The sequence below is a fragment of the Streptomyces sp. ACA25 genome, assembly GCF_028200735.1.
GTDB lineage: Bacteria > Actinomycetota > Actinomycetes > Streptomycetales > Streptomycetaceae > Streptomyces.
Map to the genome: position 1 here is coordinate 14,456 of NZ_JAQKPV010000001.1, position 15,996 is coordinate 30,451.

The following is a 15,996-nucleotide window of genomic DNA, read 5'->3' on the forward strand; positions in this document are numbered from 1 at the left end:
GCCGCCGGACCTACCTTCGTTGTTACGCGACGGGGAAATCCCCACCCGATCTTCGAAGGAAGTCAATGGCGCTGCCCGAGTACGGACTCAAGGTTCTGGTGACCGGTACCGCATCGGATTCCCACACCTGGAACCTGGTGTTTCTTCAGCTGTTCCTCGAAGAGCTGAATCACCGGGTGGTCAATCTCGGCCCCTGTGTGGACGGCGAACTGCTCGCCGCCGAATGCGCGGCGCACCGTCCGGACCTGGTGCTCATCAGCAGTGTCAACGGCCACGGCTACCGCGACGGCCTGACCGCCGTCACCCGGCTGCGCGCCGACCGGGCCGGTGCCACCGTCCCGGTCGTCGTCGGCGGCAAACTCGGGGTGGCCGGCGCCTGTGACGCGGAGGCCGCGGCCCGCCTGCTGCGGGCCGGCTGCACCGCGGTCTTCGACGACGGGGACCTGGACGCGCTGCGGGACTTCCTGACCGGACTCGCAGCCGGCGGGCGGCTTCCCGCGATGCGCGGACGGAGCACCGCATGACCGCCACCATGACCGCGCCCGCCGCAGCCGCCCCGGCCGGCCCCGCGCCCGTCCCGTCCTTCGGCCGCTTCGTCGCCGAGGCCGCCGACGCCGGCCGGCTCGTCGTCCAGCCCCGCATGGGCTACAGCGATCCCCGCCGGATGCGCACCGGCCTGGAACGCACGAAGTTCGCCGCCGCGACCACCGTGGGCACCCTGACCATCGACAGCTACACCCGGGTGGGCGACCGGACATCCGCCCAGGACTGCCTCGCCGAGGGCGTACCGCTCAACGGCTACCCGATCACCGCGCACACTCCGGAGCGCACCCGGGAGCTGCTCGACGGGATGCTGGACGCCTCGTTCCCCATCCAGGTCCGGCACGGATCGTCCCGGCCCGAGGCCATCATCCGGGCCCTCACCTCGGCGGGACTGGACGCCACCGAGGGCGGTCCCGTCTCCTACTGCCTGCCCTACGGACGGACCCCGCTGCGGGAGTCGGTGGACAACTGGGCACGCGGCTGCGAACTGCTCGCGACCCTGGTGCCCGGCCCGCGGACACCGCACGTGGAGAGCTTCGGCGGCTGCATGCTGGGCCAGCTGTGCCCGCCGGACCTGCTGATCGCCCTCAGTCTGCTGGAGGGGATGTTCTTCGCCCAGCACGGCATCCGGAGCGTCTCGCTGAGCTACGCCCAGCAGACCAGTGCGGCGCAGGACGAAGAGGCGGTGCACGCGCTGCGGCGGCTGGCCGGTGAGTTCCTGCCGGCGGACGTCGACTGGCATGTGGTGCTCTACACCTACATGGGCGTCTTCCCGCTGACCGAGAGCGGGGCGACCCGGCTGCTGGAGCAGTCGGCGGAACTCGCCGTCCGGTCCGGAGCCCGCCGACTGATCGTGAAGACCGCAGCGGAGGCACACCGGATCCCCACCGTGGACGAGAACGTCCGCGCCCTGGCGGCCGCCGCGTCGACAGCGGCGCTCACGCCCCGCCCCGCGCCCGGCGGCCCGCTGTGCGACAGCGAGGTCTACACGCAGGCCCGGGCCTTCGTCGAAGCGGTGCTCGGGCTCGGCGAGGACACCGGGGCCGCCCTGCGCGCCGCCTTCGCCCGGGGCTATCTCGACATCCCGTACTGCCTGCACCCGGACAACTCCGGACGGTCCAGGAGCTTCCTCGACGCCTCCGGGCGGCTCCGCTGGTCGGACGTGGCCTCGATGCCGGTACCGGCCGGGTCCGCCCCCGGCCGGCGGACCGTCATGACGTCCGCCCGGCTCCTGTCGGCGCTGCACGGCGTCGCCCGCACTTTCGACCGGGCGGAGCCGGCCGGCCCCTGCTCGCCCGCACCTGTCACCGACCTCACCGGGGACCGGCCGGAGCCGCCCGCCCCGCGACACCGCACCAGCTCTCAGACGCCTCACCAACCCAGAAAGCCGGGAGACCAGATGCAGCAGATGGACGTCGAACAGGCCACGCACGGCAGCACGGACGGACCCGCGGACGGCAGCCGGCCCCCGGAGCTCGGTGAGCACCTGCGCTCCCCCGCACTGCGGAACGCCATGCTGGTACAGCAGGAAGCGCTGTACGCGGCCCGGGAGTTCCTGCGCGCCCAGGACTTCACCGAGCTGCTTCCCCCGCTGATCGGCCCGGTCACCGACCCGGGCGGGCGCGGCGCCAAGGCCCTGGACGTCGACTACTACGGGCGCCCGTACAAGCTCATGACCAGCGCCATCCTGTACAAGCAGGCGTCACTGCGCGGCTTCCCGAAGCTCTTCTACATCGCCCCGAACGTGCGCGTGGAGCCGCCGGAGACCGCCGGCACCGGCCGTCACCTCGTGGAGTTCCACCAGATCGACGTCGAGATGGCCGGTGCGAGCCGCGAGGACGCGCAGGAGCTCGCGGCCGGCCTGCTCGGCCACGTCGTCGCCCACGTCTGGCGCACGGTGCCCGGCACGCTGGAAGCCCTCGGCCGCGACCGGCTGGACTTCGCCGAGCTGCTGTCGGGGAAGTTCGGCGAGTGCACGCACGCCGAGGCCGTGGCACGGCTGCGGGGCCTCGGCCACCCGCAGAGCCCCGACGCCGAGATCGACTGGCACGGCGAGAAGGTGCTGTCGCTGGAGGCGGACCGGCCGTTCTTCATCAACGACTACCCGAAGGGCTCACGCGGCTTCTACGACCGCGAGGACCCCGACCGTCCCGGTGTGCTGCGCAACTTCGACCTGATCGCGCACGGCGGGTTCGGTGAACTGGTCAGCGGCAGTGAACGGGAGGCCGACTACGCCACCGTCGTCACCCGGATGCGGGAGAGCGGGGAGAACCCCGCCAAGTACGCCTGGTACCTGGACCTGGCCCGGGAGGGCATCGAGAACAGCGCCGGCTTCGGGATGGGGCTCCAGCGGCTGGTCCGCTTCCTCACCGGGCTGGACGCCCTGTGGCAGGTCAGCGCCTACCCGAAGCTCCCCGGGGTGATGGCACCGTGACCGGGCTGCGGGCAGCGGGTTTCCCGGAGCGCGAGGTGCGCGCCCGGGCCCGCAACGGCACGGCCGAGGCGTTCCCGCCGGCCTCGGCCTACGGCCGGGAGCTGTTCGGCGCCGGTGACGACGGCTCCGCCGCGGTCCCCGACGCCCTGGACCGGGCCCGGCTCGTCCCTCCGGTGTTCATGCCCCAGCGCCTGGAGAAGCTCATCGATCTGGGCCGGGAGCCGCTGCACGACGACGTGGACCTGCGTACGGAGGTCGGAGGGTTCCCCAGCTCGCTGCCACTGTTCCTGTCCGCGTTCGGTTCGACCCGGGCCGGCAACGGCGACCTCGGGGTCGCGGCGAGCCGGCAGGCGGCCCGGCTGGGCATCCCCATGGTGATCGGCGAGAACATGGTGCCGGTGCACGGATACCGGCACGACGCCGCAGCTCCGGAGCGCGCCGCGCTGCCGTCCCGGATCGGTGCCTACACCGACCACCTGCCGGACGGACTCGGCGCGGTGGTGGTGCAGCAGAGCACGGAGGACGCCGACTCCGAGGTGTGGAACCTCGTCTACAGCGACCCGGTGAGCCGGCCGCTGCTGGATTCCGGACGGCTGGCGTTCGAGCTGAAGATCGGTCAGGGAGCCAAACCCGGGCTCGGCGGGATGACCGTCACCGGGACCGCCGACTCGGCGCGGCTGGCCGGCCGGTTCGCCGTCCGGAACGTCCTCGGCGACGACTCGGAGCACCGGCTGCGCTGCGCGAGCCCCGGCACCTTCACCGAGGAAATCGTCCGCCAGCAGCTGCGCTTCATGCGGAACAACTTCCCGCGGGCCCGCGTCTGGGTGAAACTGCCGCCGGGCCGGGACGTGGCCCGGGCCGCCGCCGTCGCCTGGCGGGCCGGAGCGGATGCCGTGACCGTCGACGGGGCGGAGGGCGGCACCGGTTGGGCGCCGCGCGTCTTCCTGGACGAGGTCGGGCTGCCGCTCGCCGAGTGCCTGCGCCGCATCGGCCCCCCCGAGGGATGCCTGCTGGTGGCGGGACGGATGGCGGAGGGCGGCCGGGCGGTCCGCGCGCTCGCGATGGGGGCCCGGGCCGTAGGGCTGGGCCGGGCCGCGCTGATCGCGGTCGACGAGGACCCCGAGGAGGGCCTGATACGGCTCGCCGGAACCCTCGCGCTGGAATGCCGCCTGCTGATCAGCGCGCTCGGCAAGTACCACCCGGCCGCGCTGGACCCCGACGACCTGTGGTGGCCCCCCGCTCAGGACGTCCCCCACCCGACGGCCGGCGACCCCGCCCGTCCCGCCTCCCGGGACCGCGCCGCGGCCGGTCACCCGGCACGGACCGAGGAGACACTGTGACCGCGCTGCTGGAAGTCGCCTGCCACCTGCCCGGGCAGCCCGTCCCGATCGAGGACACCGCTCCCCGGACCGACACCGGCCGGCACGAGATGCGGATCTTCCGCCGGTTCTACGGCCTGGACGCGGTGCACCGCGCACCCGGCCAGGACCTGTGCGCCCTGCACGCCGCCGCGGCCCGCTCGCTGGCCTCGCTCCGGGGCCAGGAGCACCGGGTGCGCTATGTCGCACTCGCCCGCACGGTGTCGACCGTCGCCCCCGCCGACCGGCTGCCCCCCGAGGAGGTGTGCGCGGCACTCGGACTGCCGCACGCGGTGGCCTTCACCGTCACCCAGCACGCCTGCGCGAGCGGACTGCTCGCGGTGGACGCCGTCGGCCGGCTACTCACGGCCGACGGCGACCCGGACGCGCTGGGCCTGGTGCTGATGGGTGAACGAGTGTTCCTGGAGTCCCTGCAGCAGGTGCCCGGAAGCACAGTGATGGGCGAGTCCACCGCCGCCGTACTCGTCACCGCCGACGGCGCACGCGACCGGCTGCTGAGCTACGCCACGCACACCGACGGCCGGCACGCCGAAGGCACCCCGCCGCTCCCGGTGGCCCCGGAGTTCTTCAAGGAGCACAACACGCTGCTGGCCGGCGTCATCCGGGAGGCCGTGCAGACCGCCGGCATCGAGCTGACCGACCTGGCGCTGGTCCTCCCGCACAACGTCAACCGGACGGTCTGGCGGCGCCTGGCCACCGACCTCGGGCTGAGCCGCGACCAGATCTTCCTCGACAACATCCCGGTGACCGCCCACTGCTTCGCCGCCGACCCCTTCATCAACCACGTCCACGCCCGCGAACGGGGCCTGCTGCACCCCGGCGACCTCTACCTGATGGCCACCGTCGGACTGGGTTCCACGTTCTCCGCCGCCGTCCTGCGCCACTGAACCCGCCCACCCGCACCGCTCCCTCCTCACCCCCTCCAGCACAGAGAAGGACCCCGACCATGCCCCCACTCGTATCTGAGGCACCCCCGGCAGCCCCGGCCTTCCTCATGGGCGTGAAGCACGCCTGCACCACCGACCCGGACACCCCGTTCGTGCTGCTCGGCAACTTCGAGGTCGAGGACGAATGGGCCCGGGGCGAGGCCGGACTGCCCACCGTCAGCGGCCGGGAGTCCACCGCGATCGTCAACCGGATGGACGAGTTCACCCTGCTGCTCGCGGGCAAGGCCGACCACGTCATCCTCAAGTCGGCCCCGGACCCCGGCTACCTGGCCTACCTGGAGGACCTGGGCATCGACCTGCCGCACATCCTGGTCACCGACGTCAACGATCCGGCCCGCTCCGTCAGCGCCGACGCGCTGGACTCCCCCCGGCTGCTCCGGGCGCTGCGGGAGCTGGCGGCCGGCGGCGCCCACCTGTGGCCGCACGGAATGTCCGCCACCGAGGAACAGCTGTGCGAGCTGACCGGCCTGCGGGCCGCGCTGCCCCCGGCCGCCCTGGTGAAAGCCGTCAACAGCAAGATCTACAGTCGGCGCCTCGCCGACGAGCTGGGCCTCGACCAGGCACGGGGCTGGGCGTGCGAGACGGTCGAGGAGTTCGCCGCCGCCGCGGACGAGGCGGCGGCCGGCCCGCTGGCCGCCGGGCGCCGGGTCGGCATCAAGGACGCGTACGGAGTGTCCGGCAAGGGCATCGTGGTCGTCGACGACGCACGCCGGCTGGGGCAACTCGTCCGCATGGTGACGCGCGCCGCGGCCAAGTCCGGCGACAACCGGGTGAGCCTGGTCATCGAGGAGTGGGCCGACAAGGCCGTCGACCTCAACTACCACTTCACCGTGGGCCGCGACGGCACGGTCCGATTCGACTTCGTCAAGGAAGCGATCACCGACAAGGGCGTCCACAAGGGGCACCGGTTCCCGGCCCGGATCAGCGAGGAGCACGCCGCCGCGATCGAGCGGTGCGCCGCCCGCCTCGGCGCCCGGCTGGCCGCCGACGGCTTCCACGGCGTGGTCGGGGTGGACGCGATCATCACCACCGACGGCGCACTGCTGCCGGTGCTGGAGATCAACGCCCGCAACAACATGTCGACCTACCAGACCACCCTGCAGGAACGGTTCATGCGGACCGGCTCCGTGGCGGTCGCCCGCCAGTACGACCTGTCCCTGACCGGCCGGCACACGTTCGCCGAACTGCGGGAGCTCCTCGGCCCGCTGCTGTTCGACGCCGCGAGCGGATGCGGGCTGCTCGTCAACAACTTCGCCACGGTCAACGCCGCCGCCCCCGACGAGGACAGCGGACGCACCCACAGCGGCCGCCTGTACGGCCTGCTGCTCGGCGAACGCGAAGCCGACCTCGCCCACCTCGACCACGCCATTGCCGAGCGCCTCCGGAAGGACCGCCCCGCCCATGTCTGAGCCGACCGCACCCGACCACCCGAACGCCGTGCAGGGCATCGACTTCACCGAGCTCACCGAGCGCTTCGGCACCCCGCTGTACGTCTACGACGGCGAGGTGATCACCCGCCAGTACCAGCAGCTGCGGGACGTCCTGCACCCCGGCGTGGAGATGTTCTACTCGCTGAAGGCCAACCCCAACATCAGCGTCTGCGCCCTGCTGAACAGCCTGGGCGCCCGGGCCGAAGTGTCCTCGCTGACCGAGCTGGTCACCGCGCAGCGCGCCGGGGTCCCCGCCGGACAGATCATGTTCCTGGGTCCGGGCAAGAGCGCCACCGAGATCACCGCCTGCCTCAAGGACGGCATCACCGTCATCTGCGAGTCGTTCGGCGAGCTGGACCTCATCGACGAGATCGCGGCCGGCCTGGGCACCACCGCCGCCGTGGTGCTGCGGGTCAACCCGAGCTTCGCGGTCAAGGGCGGCGGCCTGACCATGGGCGGCAAGCCCCGCCAGTTCGGCATCGACGAGCAGGCCCTGCTGGACGCCCCGGACCTGGCCGCCCGGCACAGCTCGGTGCGGCTCTGCGGCTTCCAGGCGTACATGGGCACCCGCATCCTGTCCGAGGACGTCATCACCGAGAACACCGAGCGGATCCTGGACCTCGTCGAACGGCTCTCCGAGCGGCTCGGCGTCCCGCTGGACGTGGTGGACGTCGGCGGCGGCCTCGGCGTCGCCTACTTCACCAACGAACGGGACCTGGACGTCGCGGTGCTCGCCGAACGCGTCAACCCGCACTTCGCCCGCTTCGCGCAGAACCACCCGGACACCCGGATGGTCATGGAGCTCGGCCGGTACCTGGTGGGCCACAGCGGCACCTACGCGGTACGGGTGCGCTACGTCAAGGAGTCCATGGGCGAGCGGTTCGCCGTGGCCGACGGCGGCACCAACCACCACATGGCCGCCGTGGGCATCGGCTCCTTCGTCAAGCGCAACTTCCCGATGCGCATGCTCAACCGGCCCGCCGGGCCGGACACCGTCCGGTGGAACGTCACCGGCCCGCTGTGCACGCCCAACGACACCCTCGGCAAGGCCGTGGACCTGCCCGCCGACCTGCGGCCGGGCGATGTGGTCGGCGTGGAACGTTCCGGTGCCTACGGGCCGACCGCGTCCCCCGTCCACTTCCTCAGCCACGGCTACCCGGCCGAGGTGCTCGTCCACAAGGGACACGCCCGGCTGGTCCGCAGCCGGGACGACGCCGAGAGCCTGCTCGGCCAGCAGATCCTGCACGACTTCCGCGCCTGACACCCGTACCGGCCACCGCCGGCACGGCACGCACCACCCCGCACCGCACCACCCCGCACCGCACCACCCCGCACCGCACCACCCCGCACCGCACCGCACCACCCCGCACCGCACCGCCTCATCCACCCGCAGAACCCAAGGAGCCCGTCATGACCACTGCCCCCGCCCAGCCCACCACCCGCGCGCAGCTCATCCCCGCCATCGTCACCGCGCTCTCCGAGGTACTCGGCCAGGAGCTCACCGACGTCACCGAGGACACCCGCCTCTTCGACGACCTGCAACTCGACTCCACCAGCGTGCTCAGCCTCCTGCTGGCCCTGGAGGACGGCCTCGGCCTGGAGGTCGACCCGGAGAGCCTGGAGCACCACCACCTGGAGAGCGTCGGGTCGCTGGCCGGCTACGTCGCCGAGGCCCGGTGACCCGGTGCCTGCCTGGCGATTCGACGAGGGAGACCGCGGCTGTCCCGCCGCGGTTCCCCGCCTGGAAAGCATCCACCCGTTCATCTTCTCCGCCGCTGACGGCTCGGCCACCCCCGACGACCTGTCGGCCGGCCGGGAACTCTGGGCCGGCCTCAACGGCCCCGCGGCCGACGACACCTGGCTGCGGGAGGGCCCGGTGGTCAGCCACCACGACATGGTGCGGGCGGTCGCGCGCCGCCTGGGCAGCGAGCTGCTGTCCGAAGTCGACCTGATCGTCACCGTGGCGGCCGGGTCCGACTGGCGCCACCAGAGCCTGCCCGGCCCGGTACTCGCCGACCTGGCCGGCAGCGATCCCCTGATCGTCGGCATTTCCGAGCAGGGTGTCGCCGGCCCGTTCACCGCGCTGCGGATCGCGGCCGGACACCTCGCGGCCGGCTCCCGGCGCCGCGCCCTGGTGGTGCTGATGGAGCAGAGCACCCTGCCTCCCTGCGCGACAGCCGCACGTCCGGAACGGGACGCCGCGGTGGCCCTGCTGCTCGGCACCCTGACCGGACCGGAGCTGGGACGCGTGGAGATCACCGTGACCGACCGGGCGGCCGTCGCCCCGCGGCACAGCGCGCCCCCTCCGGCCGTACCGCCGGCCGGCACCCTCCTCGCCGGTGCGGGGCTGGGCGACCTGACGCCCGCCGACGGCATCACCCTGCTGCGCGGCGAACCGGGTCTGCCCGTCACCGGGCTGTGGCTGACGCTCGCGCACCGGCTGACCTCCGGCGAGCAGCCGGCCGGCCGGCTGCTCGTGGCCGACCGCGACCCCGTGCTGCCGTACCTGTGCGGCCTGCCGCTGACCTGGGCGGGGCCGGACCGGGACGCCGGGAACACCGCATCCGCCGTCTCCGCCTCATCCCCCGACCACGCACCGAAGGAGCTGGTCCCGTGACTTCCGTCCTCACCCCTCCCGGCACCGAAGACCTGGTGGCCACGGTCCGGGACACCGCCCGCGACCAGGGCCTGGTCGCCGCGCTCGTCCTGCTGCACCGCACGGCCGGCGAGGCCGTCCTGCCGGCCGGCGACGGCGGCTACGTGCTGCTGCCGCCGGAGACCGCCGCCGCCTGCGGCCACTTCACCACTGGCTCGGGACCCCGCCCGCGCGGCCCCGAAGCACCGGAGCAGGAACTCGGATCCGTACGGGCCGACCGCCCCGGTGACCGGCTGGTCGCCCTCCGGGTGGAGGGTGCCGGGCACCCCGGCGACAGGTGGCGGGCCGGAGTGCTCGCCGCCCGGCTGGGGGCCGCCGACCGGCTCCTGCGGCAGGCCACGGACCGCCTGCGGGACCGCCGGGTGCAGGGCTCCAGCACGCTGAAACTGTCCCTGGTCCGCTCGCTGGTCGCGGAAGCGGCCCTCGGTATCGCCGAGGCCCGGGCGCTCACCGCGGACACCCCCGGCAGCGCCGAGCTGCACCGGGCCCACCGCGCGCTCGACGCGTCCGGACGGACCTGCCTGCACCTGTTCGGCGCGTCCGGCTACCTCACCGACGGACCGGGGAGCGCGATCCGCGCCTCGGAGCTGCTCGGCGACGTGTACGCCGCTCCCGCCCGACCCACCCCGCCGGACACCACCGCACCGGACACCACCCCGCCGGACGCCACCGCACCGGACACCGACCGCCCGGACACCGACCAGGAGCCGACATGACCTCCGCCCCGCCACCGGATTCCGCCTTCCTCGCCCGGCTCCGCGCCGTCGCCCGCGAGCAGGCCGCCCCCCTGCGCCGGGTGTCCTGCGCGGTGGACGCCGACCCCGCCCTGCTCCCCGGCCTGCTCGACGGAGCACTGCCGTGGCGGCAGTTCGCCGGGCTGCCCGCCGCGTACAACCCCGACCCGCTGCGGGTGGACGGACGTGCCGTCCACCTCCGGTGGTGCGCCGAACAGGTCGTGGTGTGGGAGGAGCTGGCACGCGCCGACGCGGGTATCGCCCTCGGACTGCCCGGCCCGGCGATGTCCGGGCACGTCATGGCCGAACTCGGGGACCCGCAGCAGCTGGAGCGCTACTACGGCCGGCTGGCCGACGGGCCGGTCTGGACGTTCTTCGGCATGACCGAACCGGCCCACGGCTCGGACCCCGCCGCGATGGCCACCACCCTGACCCCCGCGGACGGTGGCGGCCTGCTGCTCAACGGCACCAAGCGCTTCGTGGGCAACGGCGCCCGCTCGGCGACCGGCGTGCTCTTCGCCCGCCGGCACCGCGGACCGCTCGGCGTGGTCGCGGTGCTGCTGGAGAGCGACCGGCCCGGCTTCACCGGCGTTCCCCTGGACACCATCGGGCTGCGCGGCCTGGAGCTCAGCGAGCTGCGGATGCGGGACGTACCGGTGGCCGAGGAGGACGTCCTGGGGCGGCACCGCAGCGCGACCCGGCAGGGCATGTGGGCGGCGGTGCGCACCTTCAACCGGTACCGGCCGGTGGTCTCCTGCCTGGCGCTGGGAGTCGCTCAAGCCGCACACGACTACGTGACCGGCCACCGCGGCGACGCGCACTCCGCGGCGGCCCCCCGCTTCGCGGAGTTCGCCGCACAGCTGGCCGGGGTGCGGGCCATGGTGCTGGCCGCCGCCCGGTCCGCCGACCACGACCCCGCCGACGGCACCCTGGCCTCGGCCGCCAAGATCCGTGCCACCCGGCTCGCGGAGGACATCACCACGGCGGCCGTCCGCGCCTTCGGTCCCGGGGCGCGCTGGGAGCACCCGCTGCTCGACAAATGGGCCCGCGACGCCAGGGCCTTCGAATTCATGGAGGGCACCAGCAACATCCAGCGCCTCACTCTTGCCCAGGGCTACCTGCACGGGCGGATCTGAGATGCCGGCGCCACCGGCGACCGCCGGTCCGCAGACCGCCGCCCCCGGCTACCGCGCCGGCGGGCTGCCGACCGGGCCGCCCGCCGGAACGGACGTGTGGCTGATCGGTCTCGACACCGGCAGCGACCCGGGGACCGGCTGCCTCGGCCCGGCGGAGCGACGCCGCGCGGAAGCCTTCCCGGACCCGGTGGCGGCCCGCCGGTACACCCGCGCGCACAGTACGGTCCGCACCATCCTGGGGAGCTACCTCGACCGTGACGGACGCGCACTGCGGTGGAGCACCGAACCGCACGGCAAGCCGGTGTTCGACGGCCGGCTGAGCCGCTGGCAGTGGAACCTGAGCCGGTCCGGCGGCCACGCGCTGCTCGCCGTCTCGCTCACCGCACCGGTGGGCGTGGACATCGAACAGGTCAGGGTCCCGGCCGGGGCCGCCCTGGCCCTTGCCGCCCGCTTCCTGCCCGACGAGGAGGCCGCCCAGGTGGCCGCACAACCCGGACCACAAGCGCGCCGGGCCGCGTACCACCGGCTGCTGTCCCGCAAGGAGGCCTGCGTCAAGGCAGCCGGCGGCCGGCTCCTGACCGGGCTGGGGATCCCCGTGCCCGTGCCGGGCACCGTCCTGGGGAGCCGCACCTACCGCGGCACCCTCTGGACGCTCACCGACCTGCCGGCGCCGCCCGGCTACGTGGCCGCGGTCGCCGCGGTCGGCACCGCCCGCCGGCCACTGCGCCTGCGCACCTGGGACAGCGCACTGCCCACCACCGAGCCCGCCCACGACAGCGAGGGACCACGATGAGCCGGACCGCACCGCGCCACGGCCGCCGGGGCAGCCGCCCCCGACCGCCCGCACGGCCCTCCCGCACGGCACCCCGCCGTCCCGGCAGTGCCCGCACCCGGCGGCCGGCCACGCCCACCGCCCGCTCCGGCGGCGGCACCGTCCGGGCCCGCTTCACCCTGTCCGAGCTGCCCCTGGTCACCGTCCGCCCCGCCGGAGCGAACGGGGCCGCGCAGGCCGCGGTCCGGGCGCTGGCCGGGGCCGGCCGCTCCCACCTGGGAGGGCGGCTGAGCCTCACCTCCTACGGGCCCGCGTCCCGCTCCGCGCTCCGCCCCGCCGCCTGGCGCCGGGCAGCGGCCCGCGCCGTGACGAGCGCACTCGCCGGCGGGTCGGGCACCGTCCGGCTCCGGCTGCCGCCCCGTTCCTGACCCTCCCCTCCCGCCCCTCCTCCACAGAACAGGCCACCCATGCGTACCAGAAGTGACTCAGCACCGGCTTCCGCACCACCCGAGATCCAGTGGGACAAGGTCGGGGTGCTGGTCGGCGGCCAGGCCCTGGCCCAGTGCGGCAGCTTCATCCTGCTGATCGCCATGAGCTGGACCGCGGTACAGCTCGGCGGCACCACCGGCGTCAGCATGGTGCTGCTCGCCGCGTCCCTCCCCCGCGCCCTGATGCTCATCTTCGGCGGGGCGGTCGCCGACATGCTCGGCCCGCGCTTCGTGCTGCTGCGCACCACCGCGGCCCGCATCGGCGTGCTGATCGCCGGCACGGCCGTGGTGTACCACGTGGAGAGCCTGTGGCCGCTGGTGGTGATCGCCCTGCTCGACGGCATCCTGCTCGGTCTCGGCGGGCCGTCCTCGGGCTCGCTCATGCCGCAATTCGCCAAGCGGGACTACCTGACCCGGGCCAACTCCCTCTACGCGATGGTGCTGCGGATCGCCCCCATCACCGGCGCCCCGATCGGCGCCTGGCTGATCTCCGTCGGCCAGCTGTGGCACGCGCTGCTGGTGACCTCCCTGACCTGCACCGCGTGGCTGATCTGCCTGCTCTACGTCACCAGCGGCCTGACCCGGCCGCGCCGCGAACCCGGCGAGTCGATGGTCCGGCGGTCCGCCGACGGCTTCCGGCTGCTGGCCCGCCACCCGCGGCTGCGCTGGATCTTCCTCGCCTCCTTCACCCTGGACATGGCCTTCGGCTGGCCCCTGGAGGTGGCGCTCCCACTGCTGGTCTCCGAGCGCGGCTGGAACGTCGGTGTGGTCGGAGCCGTGGTCGCGTCCTTCGGCGCCGGCGCCCTGGTGTCCAGTGCGCTGGGCACCCTGATCGCCCACCGCATCCCGCTGTTCGCACGCCTGGTGGTGACCGGTACGGGCATCGCGGCCGGCATCCTGCTCATGGCGCTGCTTCCGTCGGTCACCGCGCTCTGTGTGCTGGCGGGCATCGTCGGGCTGCTGTCCGGGTTCAACGGCCCGGCCATCGTCACGATGTATCAGCAGGCCGCTCCGCCCGCCCGCATGGGCGCGGCCATGTCGACGCTGGCTCTGGCCGGTATCGGCACCGCGCCGATCTCCATCACCGTCTTCAGCACCCTCTCCCTCGTGCTGGGCGTCTCGCCCACCTGGGTGATCTGCGGCCTCCTGGCGTTCCTCTCGCCGGTGGCGGCGGTCATGGCCCTGCGCCACCCGGTCCGGAGCAAGGACGCCGATGACGCCGCCGACAGCCCCGAGGAAGGGCCCGGCACCGGCACCGCGGACGGTCGGCCCCACCCGCAGGCCCCGGCGGAGGCCGCAGTCGCCACGGACGCCACGGACGCCAGGAAAGACGTTCCCGCACCCGCCCCGGCATCCGTGTGAGCGTGGCGGAAACCCTCTGCTGCCGCCCGCTCCGGCTGTCCACACCGAGAAGCCCCGTCCTCCCGCCGGTCACGGCGGGGAACGGGGCTTCTCGGTCGGATCGGACCGGGTCAGGTCGGGTCACCGTCGGACGAGCCCACCCGGGGTGCCGTGCACGGCTCCGCCGCGTCAGTTGCCGCGCTTCCAGCGGGGCTTGTCGGTACGGCCGGTGAAGGGACGGCCACGGCTGTCGTCCCGGCGCGGGGCACGGTCGCCGTCCCGCGCAGAGGTGGCGCGCCGGTCGTCCGAGCGGAAACCGCCGCGGTCGTCACGGCGGCCGTACGGGCGGCGGTCATCGCGCGAGGAGCTGCCGCCCCGGTCGTCACGGCGGCCGTGCGGACGGCGGTCCCGGTCACCCTGGTACGGGCGACGGTCGTCCGAACGCTGCTCGTTGCGGGCCGACTCGGCCTTGGACGCCTTCGCGGCGGCCCGCATCCGGCGCTTGGCCTCGAACTCCGCCTCGGCCGCGGCCTGGTCGGCGACGGCCTTGGCGATGGCCTCGTCCGGGTCCTCACCGCGCTCGCGGGCGGCCCGGCCGACCAGCTTGGTGGCCTCCTCGCGCAGCTCGGTGGCGCGCGCCTGGGCGTGCTCCAGCTCCCTGGCGAGCTTGGCCGCGTCCCGCTCGGCCTGCTGGGCCGCGCCCATCGCCGCCTCGGCCTGCACCTCGGTCAGCGAGCGGGCGCCGGTGATCTCGGCCACCTCCTCGTCGAAGAGGTCACCGCGGCCGATGATGTGCCGCGAGGCGTCCACGCCCGCGTCCTCCATCAGCCGGAAGATGGTGCGCCGCTGGTGCGGCAGGGCCAGCGAGACCACGGTGCCGGACTGGCCCGCCCGAGCGGTCCGGCCGGAACGGTGCAGGTAGTCCTTGTGGTCCCCGGCGGGGTCCACGTTCAGTACCAGGTCGATGCCGTCGACGTGGATGCCGCGGGCGGCCACGTCGGTGGCGACCAGGACGTTGACCTTGCCGCCCTTGAAGTCCTCCATGGTGCGGGTACGGGCACCCTGGGTCATGCCGCCGTGCAGCGCGTCGGCGCGCACCCCGGACTCCCTCAGCTGCTCCGACACCCGGTCCGCGCCCAGCTGGGTGCGGACGAAGATGATGGTGCGGCCCTTTCGGGCGGCGATGGCGGCGGTCACCGGAGCCTTGTCACGCGGCTTCACGACCATCACGTGGTGGCTCATGGTGGTGACGGCGCCCTGGGCGGCGTCGACCTCGTGGCTGATCGGGTTCACCAGGTAGCGCTTGACCAGGCTGTCGATCTCGTTCTCCAGCGTCGCGGAGAACAGCATCCGCTGGCCACCGGCCGGGATCAGGTCGAGCAGCTCGGTGACCTCGGGCATGAAGCCGAGGTCAGCCATCTGGTCCGCCTCGTCGAGCACGGCGATGGAGACGTCGTCCAGCGAGCAGGAGCCGCGGTTGATGAGGTCCCGCAGCCGGCCGGGAGTGGCGACGAGAACGTCCACGCCGCGGTCCAGGGCGTAGATCTGGTTGCTCATGGAGGTGCCGCCGCAGACCACCTTGAGCTTCAGTCCGAGTACGTCGCCGTAGGGCTGGAGCGCGTCCGAGACCTGCATGGCCAGCTCGCGGGTCGGGGTGAGGATGATGGCGCGCGGCTTCCGGCGCTCGGTACGGCCGCCGACGAGGCGAGTGAGCAGCGGCAGGCCGAAGCTCAGGGTCTTGCCGGAGCCGGTGCGGCCCCGGCCGAGGATGTCGTGCCCCGCCATCGCGTCGGGAATCGTCGCGGTCTGGATCGGGAACGGCACGGTGACGCCGTTCTGCGCGAGCTTGCGGACGAGCGGCTCGGCCAGACCGAGGTCGGCGAACGTGGTCGTCGGCTCGTCCAGCGGCAGGACGACGTCAGGGGTGGTAACGGACATGCGTAAAGAAACCTTCCGGAGTCAACGGCACGCGCCTTGGCTCCGTAGGGCACACATCGACCGCCTGGAATGCGGTCAGCCACGGCTTTGACGAGGAACGCGCCACACGGCGCGCATCACTGGGGCGCCGGGCAAGTGGGATCAATCTCCGAGGATACGCACCGTGTTCCCCACGACGCAACCGGGAGTCGCGTGCGT

At 73.7% G+C, this 15,996-nt stretch carries 14 protein-coding genes; 13 read left to right on the forward strand and 1 reads right to left on the reverse strand.

Annotation, left to right across the window (positions count from 1 at the left end; genetic code table 11):
* Nucleotides 1–65 precede the first annotated feature (65 nt).
* The 13 genes from PJ985_RS00035 to PJ985_RS00095 all read left to right on the forward strand — a co-directional run bounded on the left by PJ985_RS00035 (nucleotide 66) and on the right by PJ985_RS00095 (nucleotide 13,881).
* On the forward strand, nucleotides 66–524 hold the full coding sequence (locus tag PJ985_RS00035) for a cobalamin B12-binding domain-containing protein (RefSeq protein ID WP_271681379.1): 459 nt from the start codon (nucleotides 66–68) through the stop codon (nucleotides 522–524).
* On the forward strand, nucleotides 521–2,977 hold the full coding sequence (locus PJ985_RS00040) for an amino acid--tRNA ligase-related protein (RefSeq protein WP_271681380.1): 2,457 nt from the start codon (nucleotides 521–523) through the stop codon (nucleotides 2,975–2,977). Before PJ985_RS00035 ends, PJ985_RS00040 begins: the two co-directional genes overlap by 4 nt.
* Nucleotides 2,974–4,317, forward strand: a complete 1,344-nt coding sequence (locus PJ985_RS00045) for a glutamate synthase-related protein (RefSeq protein WP_271681381.1) — start codon at nucleotides 2,974–2,976, stop codon at nucleotides 4,315–4,317. Before PJ985_RS00040 ends, PJ985_RS00045 begins: the two co-directional genes overlap by 4 nt.
* Nucleotides 4,314–5,243: a 3-oxoacyl-[acyl-carrier-protein] synthase III C-terminal domain-containing protein gene (locus PJ985_RS00050; protein WP_271681382.1), complete on the forward strand. Its 930-nt coding sequence runs from the start codon at nucleotides 4,314–4,316 to the stop codon at nucleotides 5,241–5,243. The genes PJ985_RS00045 and PJ985_RS00050 overlap by 4 nt, the downstream gene beginning before the upstream one ends.
* 59 nt (nucleotides 5,244–5,302) lie before the next feature.
* A complete protein-coding gene (locus PJ985_RS00055) occupies nucleotides 5,303–6,712 on the forward strand; it encodes an ATP-grasp domain-containing protein (protein WP_271681383.1) in 1,410 nt (469 codons plus the stop codon).
* Nucleotides 6,705–7,994 (forward strand): alanine racemase, encoded by a 1,290-nt coding sequence (locus tag PJ985_RS00060; protein ID WP_271681384.1) that lies wholly within the window; start codon nucleotides 6,705–6,707, stop codon nucleotides 7,992–7,994. Before PJ985_RS00055 ends, PJ985_RS00060 begins: the two co-directional genes overlap by 8 nt.
* 149 nt (nucleotides 7,995–8,143) lie before the next feature.
* A complete protein-coding gene (locus tag PJ985_RS00065) occupies nucleotides 8,144–8,413 on the forward strand; it encodes an acyl carrier protein (protein WP_271681385.1) in 270 nt (89 codons plus the stop codon).
* 4 nt (nucleotides 8,414–8,417) lie between these two features.
* On the forward strand, nucleotides 8,418–9,350 hold the full coding sequence (locus tag PJ985_RS00070) for a hypothetical protein (protein ID WP_271681386.1): 933 nt from the start codon (nucleotides 8,418–8,420) through the stop codon (nucleotides 9,348–9,350).
* A complete protein-coding gene (locus PJ985_RS00075; RefSeq protein ID WP_271681387.1) occupies nucleotides 9,347–10,105 on the forward strand; it encodes a hypothetical protein in 759 nt (252 codons plus the stop codon). Before PJ985_RS00070 ends, PJ985_RS00075 begins: the two co-directional genes overlap by 4 nt.
* Entirely contained in the window at nucleotides 10,102–11,259 is a 1,158-nt protein-coding gene (locus PJ985_RS00080) for an acyl-CoA dehydrogenase family protein (protein ID WP_271681388.1), read from the forward strand. Before PJ985_RS00075 ends, PJ985_RS00080 begins: the two co-directional genes overlap by 4 nt.
* Nucleotide 11,260: 1 nt before the next feature.
* The gene (locus PJ985_RS00085) at nucleotides 11,261–12,052 is read left to right on the forward strand and encodes a 4'-phosphopantetheinyl transferase family protein (protein ID WP_271681389.1); all 792 of its coding nucleotides are present in this window, start codon (nucleotides 11,261–11,263) and stop codon (nucleotides 12,050–12,052) included.
* Nucleotides 12,049–12,459: a hypothetical protein gene (locus PJ985_RS00090; protein WP_271681390.1), complete on the forward strand. Its 411-nt coding sequence runs from the start codon at nucleotides 12,049–12,051 to the stop codon at nucleotides 12,457–12,459. Before PJ985_RS00085 ends, PJ985_RS00090 begins: the two co-directional genes overlap by 4 nt.
* A 39-nt stretch (nucleotides 12,460–12,498) precedes the next feature.
* Nucleotides 12,499–13,881: an MFS transporter gene (locus PJ985_RS00095; protein ID WP_271681391.1), complete on the forward strand. Its 1,383-nt coding sequence runs from the start codon at nucleotides 12,499–12,501 to the stop codon at nucleotides 13,879–13,881.
* 168 nt (nucleotides 13,882–14,049) lie between these two features.
* Here PJ985_RS00095 and PJ985_RS00100 read toward each other — a convergent pair whose 3' ends face one another.
* A complete protein-coding gene (locus PJ985_RS00100; RefSeq protein ID WP_271681392.1) occupies nucleotides 14,050–15,798 on the reverse strand; it encodes a DEAD/DEAH box helicase in 1,749 nt (582 codons plus the stop codon).
* Nucleotides 15,799–15,996 lie beyond the last annotated feature (198 nt).